The sequence below is a fragment of the Streptomyces sp. ICBB 8177 genome, from assembly GCF_003144095.1.
Taxonomy (GTDB): domain Bacteria; phylum Actinomycetota; class Actinomycetes; order Streptomycetales; family Streptomycetaceae; genus Streptantibioticus_D.
This window is the reverse complement of the sequence record NZ_NSKH01000018.1, coordinates 1,379,347-1,396,962: the sequence shown is the minus strand read 5'-3', so window position 1 is coordinate 1,396,962 and position 17,616 is coordinate 1,379,347. Positions and strand designations below refer to the sequence as shown.

Here is a 17,616-nt window from a genome sequence, read left to right as displayed (position 1 = left end):
GGGAGACCGTTGCCGGAGGACGGCTTGAGCGTGTGCATCATGCCTCCCCCACGGAGAAGATCGCACCGATAAAAGCTCAGCGCGGGCCTGCTCCCAGACCGTCTTCGAACTCGCGCAGCCAGGCGCGATTTTCCTCCGCCCGTGGCCCGGGTCGGTCATCAGTTCCGCCCCTGACAACCGGTCGACCGCCCGCGGTGTCGGGGCATCGGCACACTCGCAGGTCGCGGACGCCATCGTCGCCCCCCCCGCGGGGTCACGCCCCATGCTCGATCAGGTCCTCGACCGCCTGCCGGAGCCAGGAGTCGAAGTCGGCGAACCGGCCGCGTTGCTCCCAGCCCGAGCCCGCGAAGTCGTGCACGATTACCACGTCCCCCACCCGCAGGTCCCAGCAGGCCACGTCGTCGTTGTCCTCGCGGCGAGCGAAAGGAACCAGAGAGCGCTGCGGATAACGGTCCTTCAAGCCCCTGTACCTCTGCCGCAGCGGCTCGCCATCGAAGATCCACCAGGGCTCCAGGGCGGTCAGCCCCAACTCCACGACACGAACGAACTCCGGGGGATATGAGAACCCCTCCGGAAGATCATCGCTCGACAGCAGTTCCGCCATGCTCAGTTCCCGTCACAGGAGGTCCAGGCCCACGGGGGCTCCATCCGGCACCGCTTACGATACGAAGCAGCCGTCAGCCGTTCTGAATCACATTCCTCACTGAACCTCTTTCATCCTGTGCTGGCGGGTGAAATGTGCTGGTCAGCGAGCGTGGTGACGAGGCAGGGCCCCTCGTCGTTGGCGTGGTGATTCCACTCAGCACACCGGCGACCGAAGGGGCCCTGTTGGTTCCGTATCCTGCCACGCTCGACGTCCCGCATGAGCTCGTCGAGCATGTTGCCTGGCTGCTGTACGAGCACCGTCGCGCACGCAACACCCGCTGGCGGAAGCTCGGCTGCTTCGACCAGGCACTGCTCACGCTGGTCCACCTACGCAAGAACGAGACGTTCGCCCAGCTCGGCGCCGGGTTCGCGATATCGCAGGCCACCGCCTGGCGCTACGTGGACGAGGCCTTGGAGGTGCTGGCTTCCTGGGCGCCAGGCCTCCACGAAGCCCTCACCGGCCTCGGTGAGGGCGACCACGTCATCGTTGACGGCACACTGATCCCCACCGACCGCGTCCGCGCCGATCAGCCGTACTACTCGCAGAAACACAAGAAGCACGGCATGAACGTGCAGGTCATCGCACGCCCGGACGGCACACCCCTGTGGTTCTCCCGCGCGACACCCGGCCGCACACATGACCTGACCTCGGCCCGCGCCCACGGCATCGTCCAGGCCTGCCTGACCCGACAGATCCTTGTGCTGGCAGACCGCGCCTACCAGGGCGCCGGCGCCACGTTCCGCACCCCGTACTACCACCACAGCGAACAGCCCGAGCACTACCAGCAGTTCAACCACGACCACGCTCGACTCCGAGCCCCCGGTGAACGCGCCTTCGCCCGACTCAAGTCCTGGCGCATCATGCGCAGAGCACGCTCCTCCACCCCGCCGCGTCAGCCGGACCGTCCAAGCCATCCACGTGCTACTGGCCTGCAACTATTCAGGATGAAAGAGGTTCACTCAGGATTTCGCGCCCCACAGAATCCTGAAGCCTCCTCGCGTAGCGGCTCGACGAGCTGCCCGAAGTACCCTCCCAAGCTGGACCGCGCCACGTGATCGACGTCCCACCGCAACGTGAACGGGCTCTCGGGTCCGAACCCTCGGAGCCGGGCGGCGGTGCCGCAGTCGCGTCCTCCGTCCGCAGCCGGCAGTGCCCGCCTGCGACCGTTCCCTCACTTGACCTTGTGCCACAGATCGTAGAGCCAGTCCAGCACATTGGAGAATGGCCCACGCGTCTGACGGCCTCGCACCCACCGCTCGAAGAACTCAACCTGTTCGGCCACCGTACCGGCATCCTCCGGTTCGGCCGGATCGAAGATCCACGCCTGTCGCTTCGGTCTCCAGCCGGCCTCCAACAGGTAGACCACGGCGCCGTCGTGGAAGCTCGCCAGCGCCCCCGACTGATGCGCGTTCCGCGCCGCACCCGCGCAGAGCAGGAAAGCGCCCCGTTCCTCCAGCTCAAGCCGCAGGGCCCGAAGCGCGTCGAACAGATCAGCCCCTTCTCCGTGGAAGCGCTGCCGCCCAGGGCTCGGGCTCACGACCTCGACGGTGGACGCCTCCCCGTCCGTCCCGCAGAAGACGTCCCACCACTCCAGGCGGCCGTCCGCCTCCAGCACACGAACAGACACGATCCCGTCCACGACTTCCTCCCCTGTCAAGCTTCGCCGCTTCCAATGGTCCACGCGTCGCGGCAGCCGTGGCCGCCGGTGCTCAGTGGCGGTACGCGGATGTCGCGATCTCGATGAAGGAGCGGATCAACGGGTTGGTGTCGCCCTCGTTCCACACCGCCACCACGCGGCTCGGCGGCATGTCGGTCAGCGGCACCAGGGCCAGTTCCGCGGGCAGGTCGTGTCCGAGCGGGGCCAGGCCGACCGTGCCGTTCCACAACACGGCCTGAAGGCACTCCTGGACGGCGCGCACCACCGGGCCCTCGCGCGGGCTGCCGCCGTTCCAGTACGACTGCCAGACGGGGTCGGTCTCCGGCGGGAACTGGAACCAGCGGCGGTCGCTCAGTTCGGCCAGCCGCAGTCCATCGCGGCGGGCCAGCGGGTCGTCGGCGCGCAGGACCACGCCGACCGGATCGCTCCGCAACGTACGCACCGTCAGGGCGGTCTCGTCGAACGGCGCCCGGGTCAGCGCGACGTCGACCAGTCCGGCGCGCAGCCCGCAGGTCGGGTCGGTCAGGTCGGTGTCGCGGACACGGATGTCGACGCCGGGGTGGTGTCGGCGGAAGGCTGCGGCCAGCCTGGCCACGCCCGGGTCGGTGCCGTCGCCCAGGATGCCGACGGTGATGCTCGCGACGCCAGCCGCCATGCTCACGCGTTCGCGGACACGGTCGGCATGGTCGAGCAGGCCCCGCGCCTCGTCGAGCAGCACCGAGCCCACCGGCGTGAGCGTGACCCCGGCCGGGGAACGGGTGAGGAGCAGGGCCCCGACATCGGCCTCCAACCGCTTGATCGCCCGGCTCAGCGGCGGCTGGCTGATGTGCAGCCGGGCAGCGGCCCGGCCGAAGTGACGTTCCTCGGCGACCGCCACGAAGTAGCGCAAGGTCCGTAGCTCCACGCTGCAACGATACCCACAAGGTATCGGCGTCGCAGGACAGGTCTTGGACAGCCCCGGGGACCCGGCGGTGAACTCGTGAACATGACCGGAGAAGCGAAGGCCGACGAGCCGCAGATCCATCCCGCCGTATCGGTGGTGGGCCCCGACGAGGGCGAGGTGATCGTCCTGGGCACCACGCGCATGCGGGTCCTGGAGGACGGCAGCCACACCGGCCACCGCCTCGCGATCGCCGAATCCGTCCTCGCCCCGCACACCCAGGGCCCGCCGCAGCACCGCCACGCCCAGCACGACGAGGGCTTCTACGTCCTCTCCGGCACGATCCGCTTCACCGTCGGGGACGAGGAGCACGACGCCACCGCGGGCACGCTGGTGATGGTGCCGCCCGGCACCCCGCACACGTTCGCCAACCCGACCGACGAACCCGCCGTCATGCTCAGCACGTTCACCCCCGACCTGTACGTGCAGTACTTCCGGGACCTCCAGGACGTACTCGCGGGCGGCCGCCCGATGACGCCACAGGCCAACATCGAAGCGATGAGCCGCTACGCGACCGACCCGGCCTGAAGCCGGCCGCACCACACGATCACCGCAATCGACCGGCCCCGGGAACGGCGGCCCATGAACGGGAACCATGAACATCGCCTACTGGATCGTCGCGAGCCTGCTAGCGCTCTTCTACGCCTACGCAGGCACGCTGAAGGTGACCCGCACCCGCGACCAACTCCGCCCGATGATGGCCTGGGTGGACCGCGTGCCCCTGCCTGCCGTCAGAACGCTGGGAGCAGTCGAAATACTCGGCGCGGCAGGCCTGACCCTGCCACCCCTGACCGGCATAGCCCCCACACTGGCGTCAGCCGCCGCCATAGGCTTCGTACTCCTGCAAATCGGAGCGGTAGCCGTCCACTTGACAATCGAAGACCGCCGCATAGCCCTCAACGCCGCACTCACCACCACCGCAGCCGTGGCCGTCTGGCTGGCCACCCGACTGTGATCGGGCACCATCCCCGACCGGTGGATGCGGCTACAGGACCGGTCGCCCCAGCCGCTGCTAGTTATTACACGCGTCGAACACGGGCGCCGTCGTGGAAGCTCACCAGCGCTCCCGACGGATGGGCCCTCCGCGCCGCGTCCGCAGTCGGCACCCCGCCCCTCCCACCCAAGCGGCAGCGCTCGAAGGGCGTCGGACGGGTCGACTCCCGCACCGCGGAACCGCTCCCGCGTGGTCTATCTCTCAACACCGATGCGTGTTTTTCTGTGCGTCGAAGCCCATGCAATCCGACATGGAAGACTCAAGAGAAAATAACTTTCTCCACGACAGAGATCTCCGGGTAGATCTGAATTTCAAGGCTACCTTTACACTCTCCGTAATCCGACTCCACAACGATCCGGGTTCGCTTTCCTTCAGAACTTACGTCCATACGGACGGCGCCCTCCCGATACAAGTCGACAAGCTCTCGCCCCTCGCGCGTCCACCACACCCGGATCGATCGCCCAACGGCACTGTAGGAGATTCCCAGAGACTCCCCACCAGTGCTTTCTACTCGCAGAATCCGCGCATCATCCTCTCCTTCCAACGCCTTCGGCAACTCGCCGACTTCGGCAAGAATTTCTTCATCGGCCGGTACACAGAATTGTCGATAAATCATCAGCCCTCCAGGACATAGAATCTGATCACTGCACTGACAACATCAGCCGCCACGGAAGATTACCGTAGAAAGGCGAGCGCCCCTCTCCGGCATTATCTGCCACGTACTTTCCACGGAAAGGCCCCCGATCGGACCATACAGCACAGACTTGGTCACCCCATATGTACCCCACTCGTTGGTGAACGTACTGGCCCAACCGTTTCCTACCGCTGCCTGGAGCTGCTCGGAAACGTACTGGCGCGACGCGGGGGTGTCATTGATCCCTATACGCCTCAGCTGCATTTTGTTCTGCAGAGCACGTGGCGAATTATGAGGATCCGGCTTTATGTCCTTATTGAAAAGGTAGTCCAGCTTTCGGGGATCCACCTCGGGACAAGGCGCGAGCCCTAGCGGATCCACCCACGCATGCGGGTTCGGGACATACGTGGCCGGGTTCGGGGCTGGGGCGAGGCCCAAGGGGTCCTGGGTGGTGTAGCGGGCTGTTTCGGGGTCGTAGTAGCGGAAGACGTTGTAGTGGAGGCCGGATTCCGGGTCGTAGTACTGGCCGGGGAAGCGCAGCGGCGTGTACGCGGTGTTGCCGGAGGCCCACGCCGTCGTGCCCCACAGGGTCGCGCGCGTGCGCCACGCCGACTCCCCGTCCTCGCTGAGGAGTTCCGTCGGCGTGCCCACCAGATCGCTGACGATGGCGAAGAAACGGGAGTCGGTTTCCTCCTGGGGCAAACCCGCGCGTTCCGTCTGCGTCAGCGGGCGCAGGCCGTCGTGGTCCCAGGTCAGGCTGACCGGCCTGGGCAGGGCGCCGCCCTCGGTCGTCTCCTCCGCGAGCGTGGCGCCGTCCCAGGTGAACGCGGTCCGCTCCAGGACCGCGACCCCGTCCGGGGCCACCCGCTCCTTCGCGATTCGCCGGCCCAGCGGGTCGTAGACGTACCGCCACACCTGCCCGTCCGGCGTGGTCAGCGCGACCAGCCGGTCCTCCGCGTCCCACTCGTACCGCCAGGTCTCCGGCTTGCGCGAGAGCCGCGTGCGCTGCCGCAGGACCATCCGCCCCTGCGCGTCGTACTCGTACCGTGTGCGGCCCGCCCGCGTCAGCAGCGTCCCCCGGTAGGCCCGCTCGCCCGTCGCCTCGTTCGACGGGTGCCCCTGCGGCCACTCCCCGGTCGTCTGACCGCCGATGGCGTCGTACGCGTACCGCTCCACCCAGCCCTCGGCCCGTACCGCGGTCACACGGCCCGCGGCGTCGAGGTCGAAGGCGCGGTGGCCTTCGGCGCTGTCCTCGACGGCCGTCAAATTGCCGTCCGCGCGGTAGGTGTAGGCCCGGCTGCGCAGCACTCGCTCACGACGCGACACGGTCTGCCCGGTCAGCCGGCCGCCGGCGTCCCAGGTCTGTCCGAAGGCGAGTAACTCACCGACACACCACCCCACTTCACGGCCGGCCTCGTCGTAGGCGAAATCGACCACTCGGCCCGACGTGGTGAGCCGTGTCCGCCGGCCCGCCGCGTCGTGGGCCCAGACGCTCACCGCCCCCGAAGGGGTCACCCGCCGCACGCGCCGCCCCAGCGCGTCGTGGGTGAAGGTGATGGTCCGGCCGTCGCACGTCTCGGAGGTGACCCGTCCCAGGCGGTCACGGCGCTGGATCAGGGTGACGCCGTCAGTGACGGCCCGGACCAGGTCGCCCGCGACGTCGTACTCGAAGCTCGTCAGCCGCCCGTCGGCGTCCTTCGACGTCATCCGGCCCAGCTCGTCGTACGCGTAACGGACGCTCTGCCCCAGCGCGTTGACGCGCCGCACCAGTTGCCCGGCCGGATCGTGGGAGTACGCGGTGCGCCGGCCGTCGAAGTCGGTCTCGGCGACCAGCCGGCCGGCCGCGTCGTAGTCGTAGGTCCAGGTCAGACCCAGCGGGTTGCGGACCGCGCGCAGTCGCAGTTCCGTGTCGTGCGTGAACTCGTGGCGAGCGCCGTCCGGGTCGATGCGGGCGGCGAGCTGGTCGAAGTGGGTGTACTCGAAGCGCGTGACGGCGCCCATCGCGTCGGCGTGGGTCAGGCAGTTGCCCTCGCCGTCGTAGGTCCAGCGCTGCGTCGCGCCGTCCGGTGCGGTGCGTGCCGCGAGCAGCCCCTCGACGGTCCACGCCGAACGGGTGACCGCGCCCAGCGGGTCGGTGACCGCCACGACGCGGCCGAAGGCGTCGCGTTCGCACCCGGTGACGGTACCCAGCGCGTCGGTGACCTCGACGGGGAGGCCGGCGGCGTCGCACCGCACCCGGGTGGTGTGCCCCAGCGCGTCGGTCACGGCGGTGAGGCGGCCGCGGGCGTCGTAGGAGTACCGGGTGGTCGCCCCGCGCGGGTCGACGGTCGCCACCACGTTGCCGCGCTCGTCGTACTCCCGGCGCCACACCGATCCGTCCTCGGTGGTCACCGTACGGGGCAGCCCCTCAGCGGTGTACTCGGTCGAACGGACCCGCCCGTCAGGACGCGTGACCGTCGTCGGGCGACCGTTCACGTCGTAGCCGAGGGCGGTCGTCCGCCCCAGCGCGTCCGTGTACGAAAGCAGCCGGTCGTAGCGGTCCCAGGCGTAGCGCTCGACGGCCCCCAACGGGTCGACACGGGCGACCACCTGCAACGCGCCGTTGATCACGTAACGCGTCGTGTGGCCGAGGGAGTCGGTCACGCAGGTGACGCGTTCGCCCGTCGCCTCGTCCCGTTCGCCGTGGTCGAAGGCGTACCGCAGGTGGCCCGCGTCGCCCGACTCCCTGACGCATCGCCCGCGTTCGTCGTACTCGTAGGTGTAGCCGTGACCGTTGCGGTCGGTCCAGGAGGTGACGCGGCCCGCCGCGTCGTACGTGAAACGCAGCGGCGTCCCACAGGAGTTGACCACCTCGGTCAGGCAGCCGTCGCGATAGCCGTACCGCAGCAGTTCGGTGTCCGGCTCGCCGCCGCGGCCGGCGAGCGCGAGCGCGGTGATGCGGCCGTCTTCCGTGGTGATCCGCAGCCGGTACCCCCCGTCGTGAAGGATGCCGGTCGGGGTGCCGTCCTCCGTGTAGTCGAAGCAGATCCGCAGGCCGTTGCGGTCCGACACCTCGGTGAGGAGCGCGGCGGTCTCGCCGTACGGCGTGAAGTACGACCGTCGTCCCGTGTCGGGATCGGTGAGCGTGTACCCGCCGTCGGCGCCCAGCTCCAGTGGCAGGCGCGGCCCTTCGGCGGGCAGCGTGGGCACGCCCACCGCCGGGTGCGGGTAGGACAGCAGGAGCCCGTCCTGCGCGACGAGGATCACGCCCTCGTCGTCGATCTCCAGCCGCTGGTCGGCGGTGCTGGACCAGGAGGGCCCGAACCAGCGCCCGGCGCGGTAGCCGGAGTCGGTCCTGCGGGTGAAGACCAGCGGGAGCAGGCCGTCCAGCGCCACGTCCGTCTGCGTCAAATACATCCGGCCGCTCGCCACGTCGACCGGGTCGCCGCAGTCCGTGACGGCGTCCTGAGGACGGGCCGAGGTCCGGGGCCCGTCCTGCGCCAGTTGGTCGCGCGCGGCGCCGGCGGCCGTGTCACCCGCGTCGGCGGCGGCCCGGTCGGCGGCGATCGCGGGGGCGTCCCCTCCGTCGCCCGCCAGCGCGCCGAGGAGGTTGGTGACGAAGTACCCGCCGGCCTGGTCGGGGTCGGACGTCCAGCCCGTGCCGACGAGCGCCTTCGCCAGCGTCTGCGGGTGGTTGGCGGCCAGCATGAGCCCGGCCAGCGTGTCGGTCGTGTGCTGCTGGTACTCGGCGGGGTGCGTGAGGTTGTAGGGGTCCGTGGGTGACAGGCCGCGCAGGAAGTCCATCATGTCCCCGGCGCTCAGGGCCGCGCCGCCGAGCACGTGTTCCGCGTGGACCGGGCTGGCCAGGTCGATCGCGTCGAGCCGGAGACGTTCGGTGAACGCCGGTGTCCTCGGCGCGAGTCGGGTGCCCGCGTCCACGGCCTTCCGGGCCTCTCGGGCCGCTTCGTCGCGCTGCCCACGGGCGGCGGCCAGGGTCTCCTTCGCCAGGCTGATCGCCTCGTCGCCGGGCCGGCCGGGCTGTGACGGCTTGACGGGTGGGGGCCCGGGGTCGCGGCCGTCGCGCAGCGTCGCGTTGTAGGCGTCGGCGGCGTCGTTGTAGCGGCGTACCCGCTCGTTGTAGTCGTCCACCGCCGCCTGGTTGTCGCGGCGCCCCGCCTCGTAGTGCTCGATCGCCCGCTGCGCCTGCTGCTGGGCCCACTCCACCGTGTCCGCGTAGCGGTCCAGGGCCTCGCCGGCGCCGGAGCAGGCGTCGGCCGCGTTCAGCCACTGCTTGGGGTGGGCGGCGAACTTCTCCCGGAAGGCGTCGGCGCCCTGTCCCGTCCAGTCCTGCGGACTGAGTCCCGCCATGCCTTTGTGGGCGGTCTCGAAGGCCGAACGGAACGTCCCGAGGTGTCCCGCCACCTTGCGTATCGCCGCCGGATCGCCGTGGATCAGCTTCGTGGGATCGTCGCTGCCGCCCAGTTCGCACTCGGCGACCGACGCGCCCATGCTTGAGGCGAGGCCGTCCCCCTTGTCCTCCACCCACTGCGCCGCGTCGTGCAGTCCCACGTGGTCCAGGTATCCGCCGAGGTCGTGGGCGGCCTCGTCCACGCCGGTGCCGACGGTCTTCTTCAGGCTCGACCAGTCCCGCCCCAGCGCGTCTCCGGCCTTGTCGGCCTCATGCCCGACCCAGCCCCACCCGGTCACTGGTCACCGTCCTGGGCCGGAGTACCGCCCGGCCGCCCGGGCGGAGGCGTCAGGCCCTCGACCGCGCCGCCGAGTCGGCCGTCACCGGCGGCCAGCCCGGCGAGGCGCCCTGCGGGCGAGTTGCGTGCCATGTCCTGCGCGGCGGCGTCCAGGGTCTTCCGGTCGTGCTGCTGGGCCTGCTCGACCGAGGCGGCGCTGTAGTCGGGGTGCTGGAGGTCGGTGACCGTGTTGCGGGACAGGACGGTGTGCCAGGAGGAGTTCCCGACCTGGTCGTGCGTCAGGTAGGGGTCCCCCGCCGCCGCGTTCACGTCCACCTTGAAGGTGTCGCTCGCGTACTTGTCCATCTCGTAGTACGTCCCCGCGGACAGCCTGAGGCGGTCGGCGAACCCGGTCCCGTCGTTCACCAGCGTGCGCACCCCCCACTCCCAGCGGTCGCAGAACCCGCCGAGGGACGCGGTCAGGCCCGCGTGGCCGAGTTGGAGCCCGTCCAGGGCCAGCTCCTCGAAGCCGCGCCCGAGGGTGCCGTCGGCCGCGCCGCCGACCGACTGCAGTTCGTGGATGACTCCGTTGATCCCGTCGGCGGCGTCCTTGAGGTCGTCCGGGCTGACGCCCAGGTCCTTCGCCATCGTGGTTCCTCCCCCTGTGCGCGTACGTCCCCGCGCACGGTCCATCCGTCCATCGCCGCCGCGTCCGGCACGATCCCCCTCAGGGGCGGCAGCAGAAGCGGCGCGGGCCCCGCCACGTCCACCACGACGCCCGTCGGTTCCGGCGCCGCCGGGACCACCGCGTCGAGCAGCCGGGCACCGGTGAGGGCCAGGTACGTGGACCGCTCGTGCCACGGTGTGCGCTCCAGGCGCGCCGCGAACGACGCCATGGCGCGCTCGTCGGTGAAGGCGTAGATCCAGCCGACGCCGCCCCGGTGTCCGGACCACAGGTCGCCGTCGGCCGCCGTGGGGACCAGCACGACACCGCGCCGGAAGCGGCCGAGTCGCACGGCGAAGGCGCGGCGGGCGGTGGACTCCGGCGTGGGTTCACCGGCAGGCGTGCTTCCCCCGGAGCCGTTCATGGCGATCATGGTCTCACGCGGGGCCCGCCGCCCGCGCGGTGCTTTCCGGGCGTTCTCGGCGCCGCGCGTGCGTTATCGTGGGGCCCGTGTACGTGACGCAGACGCACTCCATGTGGTGGTGGACCGCTCATCCGGCGGCCCACTGATCGCGCGTACGCAACCACACTTCGCGAAGGCCGCCCGAGGGCGGTCCTCGGCGTTTGCGCGGGGCGTCCTCCTCACCGGAAGGAAACCCCACGATGACGACCATCGACATCCCTGCCTGCGACCTCGTACGACGGCTACTGGAGCCCGGGGCGCCGCCGTTCGCCCTGCTGCGGCGCCGTACGCCGGGGCGGCCGGAGGATCGGGTCGAAGTGCTGCTCGGGCCGGTCGGCCCGGTCGAGCGGCTCGCCGACATCCCGCTGCCGGACGACGCCGTGCCGGGGCGGGCCGACGCGCTCGCGCTCGTGCCGTTCCGGCAGATCCGCGAGCGCGGGTTCGACGTGCGCGACGACGGGACGCCGCTGCTCGTCATGCGGCCGGACGAACAGCACGAACTGCCGCTCGCCGACGTGCTCGACGCGCTGCCCGCGCACCCGGTGCGCGTCGAGGGCGGCGCGTTCGACCTCGACGACGACACGTACGCGCAAGTCGTCGAACGTGTCGTGCGCGACGAGATCGGGCGCGGCGAAGGCGCCAACTTCGTGGTCCGCCGCACCTTCCGCGGTGACGTCCCGGGCTTCGCCGCGCGCGACGCCCTCGCCCTCTTCCGGCGGCTGCTGGACGGCGAACGCGGCGCGTACTGGACGTTCGTCGTGCACACCGGCGACCGCACCCTCGTCGGCGCGAGCCCCGAGGTGCACGTGCGGATGGCGGGCGGCACGGTCGTGATGAACCCGATCAGCGGCACCTACCGCTACCCGGCGTCCGGGCCGACCGCGCAAGGGCTGCTGGACTTCCTCCACGACCCCAAGGAGGTCGAGGAGCTGACCATGGTGGTCGACGAGGAACTGAAGATGATGTGCACGGTCGGCGACCTCGGCGGCCAGGTCGTCGGCCCGCGCCTGAAGGAGATGGCCCACCTCGCGCACACCGAGTACGAACTGCGCGGCCGCAGTTCGATGGACGTGCGCGACGTGCTGCGCGAGACGATGTTCGCGGCGACCGTCACCGGCTCCCCCGTGCAGAACGCCTGCCGCGTCATCGAACGCCACGAGCGGGACGGCCGCGGCTACTACGCGGGCGCCCTCGCCCTCATCGGACGCGACGGCGGAGGCGCCCGCACCCTGGACTCCCCCATCCTGATCCGCACCGCCGACATCGACCGCCACGGCGCCCTGCGGGTCGCGGTCGGCGCGACGCTGGTACGCCACTCCGACCCGCGTGGCGAGGTCGCCGAGACGCACGCCAAGGCGGCCGGCGTGCTGGCGGCGCTGGGGGTGCGGCCCCCGGCGGTCCCGCACCGGGACGCCTCTCGACGCCCCCGGCTCGCCGACGACTTCCGGGTGCGGGCCGCGCTGGACGCCCGCCGCGCGAACCTCGCGCCGTTCTGGCTGCGCATGCGCGACCGCGAGCACGCGCCCCTCGGCGGACACGCGCCACTCGGCGGGGAGGCCTCACTCGGAGTACACGCGCCGTTGGCCGGCCACGCGTTCGTCGTCGACGCCGAGGACACCTTCACCGCCATGCTCGCCCACGTCCTGCGCTCCTGCGGCCTGGAGGTGACCGTGCGCCGCTACGACGCGCCGGGGCTGCGCGAGGCGGTGCTCGCCCACCGCGGGCCCGTGGTGCTGGGTCCCGGCCCGGGCGACTTGCGCGACGGCGCCGACCCGAGGATGCGCGCCCTGCGCCCGCTCGCCGCCGAACTGATCGCCGGGCACGGCGGCGGCGACCGCGGCGGACTGCTCGGGGTGTGCCTCGGGCACGAGCTGCTGGCCGCCGAGATGGGGCTGGACATCGTGCGCAAGGACGTGCCGTTCCAGGGCGCGCAGGAACGCGTCGATCTCTTCGGCACCGTCGAGACGGTCGGCTTCTACAACACCTTCACCGCCCGCTGCGACGAGCGTACGGCTGACGAACTGGGCATGCACGGCGTCGAGTTGAGCCGCGACCCGGTCACCGGCGACGTCCACGCGCTGCGCGGGCCGGGCTTCGCGGGCGTGCAGTTCCACCCGGAGTCCGTGCTGACGCTGCGCGGCACCCGCATCGTGACGGAACTGCTGGCGGCCGTCACCGTCAGCCCGTGAACGCGGCGCGGTAAGGCGCGGTAAGGGGCGGTCGCCATGGTGACCGCCCCTTACCCGACACCTCCGGATCAGGCGTCCGTCACGCCTTCATCAGCCCGCTCGCGAAGTAGTCCGAGCTGTCCTTCACGCCCGGCGGCACGAAGAAGTACCCGCCGCCGAACGGCTGCACGTAGTCGACGAGCGGTTCGTCCACCAGCCGCTTCTGCACGGTCTCGAACTGCCGCTGGATGTCCTGCTGGAAGCAGACGAAGGTGTGTCCGACCTCCATGTTGCCGTTGGCGTCGATCCCGGTGTCGTAGTTGTACGAACGCCGCACCAGCCGCTGGTTGTCGGTGGCGTGGGTGCGCGGGTTGGCCAGCCGGATGTGGGAGTCCAGCGGGATCACGTTGCCGTGCGGATCGGCCTTGTAGTCCGGCGTGTCGAACTCGTTGTTGCCGTCCAGCGGTGCGCCGCTGTCCCGGCGGCGGCCGAACATGCCCTCCTGCTCGTTGATCGACACCCGGTCCCAGAACTCGACCAGCATCCGGATCAGCCGCACCACCTGGTACGTGCCGCCCCGGGTCCACGACGGCTCGGCGGAGTCCTCCACCCACACCAGGTCCTGCGCGGTCGGGCCGGTCGGGTTGGCGGTGCCGTCCTTGAAGCCCAGCAGGTTGCGGCCGGTGCCGGACGGGCGGGGCGGCGCGGCGAAGCCGTCCATCCGCCAGCGCATCTGCATCGCGCCGCGGGTGTGCTTGGCGATGTCGCGCAGCGCGTGGTGGACGGTGTCCGGGTTGTGGGCGCACAGCTGCACCATCAGGTCGCCGTGCATCCAGGCCGCTTCCGGCGAGTCGTTCTTGAAGACCGTCATCGGCGTGAGCTTGGCCGGCTTGTGCGCGCCGAGGCCGAAGCGGTCGTCGAAGAGGCTGGCGCCCAGGCCCAGCGTCACCGTCAGCCCGTCGGCGGGCACGACCGGGCCCAGCACGTCGCTGTCCGACGGCGGCTGGCTGACGCCGAGGTCCGGCGGCGTGCCGCCGGCGGTAAGGAAGCGCGCCCGGTCGGTGATCGTCTTCATCAGCTCGACCAGCTGGGCCTTGTCCGCGGCGGTCACGTCCATCGCGACGTGGCAGGCGAACGCCTGCTTCTGGGCCGGGCCCGGGGTGAGGATGCCGGACTGGTGGGCGCCGTGGAACGGGTAGGAGGCGGGCTTGCCCGCGTCGCCCGAGCCGTCGCCGTTGCGGGCGTCGGCGTGCGCCCCGCCGGCGATCAGGCCGCCGGCGAGAGCCGTTCCGGCAGCGCCGGCGGTGCCACCCTTCAGGAAACTGCGGCGACTTACGCTCATCGGTTCTGGCTCATTCCTGGTCTGTGCTCGGTGTTCGTGCTCGGCACGTTCGGGTACGGGGGCGGGGCGGGCCGTCAGTGGCTCGGCGGGACTTCCAGCAGGTCCGGCACCGACGAGAGGGTCTCAAGGGCCGCGCTGACGGCGGCGTTGACCTGCTCGCGCCGGGCCTGCGGCGCGTTGTCGGGCGACTGCCAGGTGTTGCCGTCGCGGGTGGCCTGGAGCGCCTTGTCCAGCGTGTCGAGCTGGGCGGTGACGGTGCCCATCAGCTTGGGCGAGCGGGCGTCGATCAGCGGGGCCAGCTCGCCCAGCACGGTCCGGGTCACGTCCACGTCGGCGGCGGTCTGCGCGTACGCCATGCCGGAGCCCTGGTCGTCGATGCCCGACAGGTGGTCGCGCAGCGCGTCCTCCAGGATCTCGTGCGCCCGGATCGGCAGGTTGGTCGGGTCGCCCGCGAGATCGTCGGAGGTCAGGTTCTTCTGGATCTTGACGATGTCCGCGGTGAGCGTGTCGGTCACCGGCACCAGGTCCTTGGCGCTCTGGCCGTGGTAGAGGCCGTACTCCAGGCGGTGCAGACCGGTGAAGCCCGGGTCGTTCACGCCGTCCTGGAGGCCGTCCGGCAGGCCGTCCACCGCGAGGCCGTCGTCGCCGAAGCTGTTGTACGAGGCGCCGACCCGCTCCCAGTCGAGCTGGGCGGCGAGCCAGTCGGTCTTCGCGGCCCCGACGTCGTTCCTGCCGAGGTCGGCCCTGACCTTGGCGACGTCGGAGGCGAGGGTCTTCAGCACGCCTGCCGCGTACGCCTGGTACTGGTCGTTGGGCCTGGTCAGGTCCTTGACGGTGACCGGCTTGACGGCGGCGACCGTGGTGGCGTCGCTGTGCCCTGAGGCCTGCACGGTCGCCGACCGCGTGACGCCGGTGGAGCCCATCATGCACGTGAAGGTGTACGTGCCCGGGCCGAGGGTCGCGGCCATCTCGGCGGTGGTGCCGGGGCCGAGGGTCTCGATCTCGGCGACGATCGCGCCGGCCGCGTTGTCGAGGTTGATCTCGCCGGCCTTGCCGGTCCTGTTCTCGACCGAGAAGGTCTGCTTGCCGGTGTGCGCGGACTTGAACTCCGGCGCGCAGTCCTTGCCGGTGACGGTCACGTCGGTCTCGTCGGAGCCCTTGGAGCCGGGCAGCAGCGTGATGGCGACGGTCGCGGCCACCACCGGGACCAGCACTAGGGCCGAACCGACCGTCCAGGGGCGCTGGTCGAGCGCGCCGCCGACGCCGGAGCGCAGCCGCCGCACCCAGGCCGGGGCGCCGGAGGTCCGGCCGTCCGCGTCCTCGGCCCGCGGCACCGCCGGGCGGTCGGCGCGGACGAAGGCGGGGATGACCACCAGCAGGTAGGCCAGCCAGGCGGCGACCTGGAGCACCGTCATCTTGACCGACAGCTCGGTCACGCCGCTGATCAGCGTGACCCACCAGGAGTTGGCGTCGATGTGCGAGGACAGGTCGAAGGCGATCCAGCTCTGGCCGGGCAGCAGGCCCGCGTCCTGCACGTCGCCGAGGCCGTAGGCGAGGACGCCGGCGGCGATGACGATCAGCGCGAGCGCGGTGCGGGAGAAGAAGGTGCCGAGGTTGATGCGGATGGCGCGCTGGTAGAGCAGGCGGCACAGGACGGCCGCGGCCAGGATGCCGACGCCGGCGCCGACCAGCGGTGCGACCGTGTCGCCCGCGGTGCGCGCCGCGGTCCACAGGAACAGGGTGGTCTCCAGGCCCTCCCGGCCGACCGCGAGGAACGCGGTGACGGCCAGCGCGCCGGAGCCGAACTTCAGCGCGTGCTCGACCTTGCCGCGCAGTTCGCCGGAGAGGGTGCGGGCGGTGCGGCGCATCCAGAACACCATCGCGGTGACCAGGCCGACCGCCAGGACGCTGAGGACGCCGCCCACGGCCTCCTGGCCGGTGGAGGACAGCACGCTGGTGGAGAAGGTCAGTACGGCGGCGAAGCTGCCGGCCAGCGCGACGGCGCCGATGACGCCGAGCCAGATGGGGGCGGAGGAGGGGGCGCGGCGCTCACCGTCCGTGCCGGCGGTGTCGGCGGCGGCGGCCCCGCTCTTGCGGAGGGCCGCGAGCAGGATCGTGACGATCAGGCCCGCTTCGAGCCCTTCACGAAGACCGATGAGCAGGTTGGGTACTCCGTCGGCCCACATTGGCATTCCTCAGCACTCAAAAGACAGACCCAAGCGTTCTTAGGCGTGCCTAAGCTAAGTCCCCCCATCACGCACGTCAACTTCGCATGAATCACGTCACTCCGAGTGCCGGCCCTGTGCGGCCCGGGCCGCTCGCGCGTCCACGGGACCGCCACAGGGAACCCACAGCGGGGATGCCGACCGCGGGTCTCAGCCGAGGACGACGGGGCCTCAGCCGAAGAAGACCGACGCCTCCGCGTACAGCTTCGGGTCGACCGTCTTGAGCTTCGCCGTCGCCTCGCTGAGCGGGACGCGCACGATGTCCGTACCGCGCAGCGCCACCATCTGGCCGAAGTCGCCCTCGTTGACGGCCTCGATGGCGTGCAGGCCGAAGCGGGTGGCCAGCCAGCGGTCGAAGGCGGAGGGCGTGCCGCCGCGCTGGATGTGACCGAGCACGGAGGTGCGGGCCTCCTTGCCGGTGCGCTTCTGGATCTCCTTGGCCAGCCAGTCGCCGACGCCGGACAGCCGGACGTGGCCGAAGGCGTCCAACTCGTCCTCCTTGACGATGAGTTCGCCCTCCTTGGGCATCGCGCCCTCGGCGACGACCACGATGGGCGCGTAGTGCGTCCGGAAGCGGGTGCGCACCCATTCGCAGACCTGGTCGACGTCGAAGCGCTGCTCGGGGATGAGGATGACGTTGGCGCCGCCCGCGAGTCCGGCGTGCAGCGCGATCCAGCCCGCGTGGCGGCCCATCACCTCGACGACCAGGACCCGCATGTGCGACTCGGCGGTGGTGTGCAGCCGGTCGATGGCCTCGGTGGCGATGTTGACGGCGGTGTCGAAGCCGAAGGTGTAGTCGGTGGCGTTGAGGTCGTTGTCGATGGTCTTGGGCACGCCGACGCACCGCAGGTCGTGCTCGGCGTAGAGCTTGGCGGCGACCCCGAGGGTGTCCTCGCCGCCGATCGCGACCAGCGCGTCCACCTCGTACTCGGTGAGCGTCTCCTTCACCCGCCGCACGCCGTCGTCGACCTTGAACGGGTTGGTGCGCGACGAGCCGAGGATGGTGCCGCCACGCGGGAGGATGCCGCGCACGGACGGGATGTCGAGGGGGCGGACGGCGCCTTCCAGCGGGCCGCGCCAGCCGTCCCGGAAGCCGATGAACTCGTTGCCGTACTCCTGGGTGCCCTTACGCACTATGGCCCGGATGACCGCGTTGAGCCCGGGGCAGTCACCGCCGCCGGTCAGTACTCCTACGCGCATGGCTCTTCCCTTCCGCTGT

12 protein-coding genes and 1 pseudogene are annotated in these 17,616 nt (G+C 70.9%); 4 read left to right on the top strand and 9 right to left on the bottom strand.

Translation table 11 applies throughout. The annotated features are described in order from the left end of the window. Positions 1-253: 253 nt before the first annotated feature. Positions 254-604, bottom strand: coding sequence for a hypothetical protein (locus CK485_RS14755; RefSeq protein ID WP_109450658.1), 351 nt, complete (start codon positions 602-604; stop codon positions 254-256). A 182-nt stretch (positions 605-786) separates the two neighbouring features. Here CK485_RS14755 and CK485_RS14750 point away from each other — a divergent pair. Continuing rightward, positions 787-1,594: pseudogene (locus CK485_RS14750) on the top strand (IS5 family transposase). Positions 1,595-1,817: 223 nt separating this feature from the next. Here CK485_RS14750 and CK485_RS14745 read toward each other — a convergent pair. Both CK485_RS14745 and CK485_RS14740 read right to left on the bottom strand, forming a co-directional pair. Beyond that, on the bottom strand, positions 1,818-2,285 hold the full coding sequence (locus CK485_RS14745) for a hypothetical protein (RefSeq protein WP_109450656.1): 468 nt from the start codon (positions 2,283-2,285) through the stop codon (positions 1,818-1,820). A 70-nt stretch (positions 2,286-2,355) separates the two neighbouring features. Then, the gene (locus CK485_RS14740) at positions 2,356-3,192 is read right to left on the bottom strand and encodes a LysR substrate-binding domain-containing protein (protein WP_109450654.1); all 837 of its coding nucleotides are present in this window, start codon (positions 3,190-3,192) and stop codon (positions 2,356-2,358) included. 96 nt (positions 3,193-3,288) lie between these two features. Here CK485_RS14740 and CK485_RS14735 point away from each other — a divergent pair, with 96 nt between their 5' ends. Beyond that, a complete protein-coding gene (locus tag CK485_RS14735) occupies positions 3,289-3,771 on the top strand; it encodes a cupin domain-containing protein (protein WP_109450652.1) in 483 nt (160 codons plus the stop codon). Between the two features lie 67 nt (positions 3,772-3,838). Beyond that, positions 3,839-4,198 carry a DoxX family protein gene (locus CK485_RS14730; protein ID WP_109450650.1) on the top strand — a complete coding sequence of 120 codons (360 nt, stop codon included), beginning with the start codon at positions 3,839-3,841 and terminating at the stop codon, positions 4,196-4,198. A gap of 298 nt (positions 4,199-4,496) precedes the next feature. Here the strand turns inward: CK485_RS14730 and CK485_RS28515 are convergent, their stop codons facing one another. The 3 genes from CK485_RS28515 to CK485_RS14720 are packed head-to-tail and all read right to left on the bottom strand — an operon-like array spanning position 4,497 to position 10,183. Next, positions 4,497-4,853 carry a hypothetical protein gene (locus CK485_RS28515; RefSeq protein WP_146214546.1) on the bottom strand — a complete coding sequence of 119 codons (357 nt, stop codon included), beginning with the start codon at positions 4,851-4,853 and terminating at the stop codon, positions 4,497-4,499. Positions 4,854-4,895: 42 nt separating this feature from the next. Next, positions 4,896-9,557: a putative T7SS-secreted protein gene (locus CK485_RS14725; protein ID WP_109450648.1), complete on the bottom strand. Its 4,662-nt coding sequence runs from the start codon at positions 9,555-9,557 to the stop codon at positions 4,896-4,898. Continuing rightward, positions 9,554-10,183, bottom strand: coding sequence for a hypothetical protein (locus CK485_RS14720; protein ID WP_109450646.1), 630 nt, complete (start codon positions 10,181-10,183; stop codon positions 9,554-9,556). Before CK485_RS14720 ends, CK485_RS14725 begins: the two co-directional genes overlap by 4 nt. Positions 10,184-10,862: 679 nt before the next feature. Between CK485_RS14720 and CK485_RS14710 the strand changes: the two genes are divergently transcribed. After that, complete coding sequence (locus CK485_RS14710) at positions 10,863-12,851, top strand: anthranilate synthase family protein (RefSeq protein WP_109450644.1); 1,989 nt, start codon at positions 10,863-10,865, stop codon at positions 12,849-12,851. Between the two features lie 79 nt (positions 12,852-12,930). On the opposite strand, the gene efeB is transcribed toward CK485_RS14710, so the two are convergent. The 3 genes from efeB to CK485_RS14695 form a co-directional block, all read right to left on the bottom strand. Next, a complete protein-coding gene (gene efeB, locus CK485_RS14705; protein WP_109450642.1) occupies positions 12,931-14,172 on the bottom strand; it encodes an iron uptake transporter deferrochelatase/peroxidase subunit in 1,242 nt (413 codons plus the stop codon). Positions 14,173-14,246: 74 nt separating this feature from the next. Beyond that, entirely contained in the window at positions 14,247-16,358 is a 2,112-nt protein-coding gene (gene efeU, locus CK485_RS14700) for an iron uptake transporter permease EfeU (RefSeq protein ID WP_241968354.1), read from the bottom strand. Between the two features lie 210 nt (positions 16,359-16,568). Further along, the gene (locus tag CK485_RS14695) at positions 16,569-17,597 is read right to left on the bottom strand and encodes a 6-phosphofructokinase (RefSeq protein ID WP_109450638.1); all 1,029 of its coding nucleotides are present in this window, start codon (positions 17,595-17,597) and stop codon (positions 16,569-16,571) included. Positions 17,598-17,616: the final 19 nt, after the last annotated feature.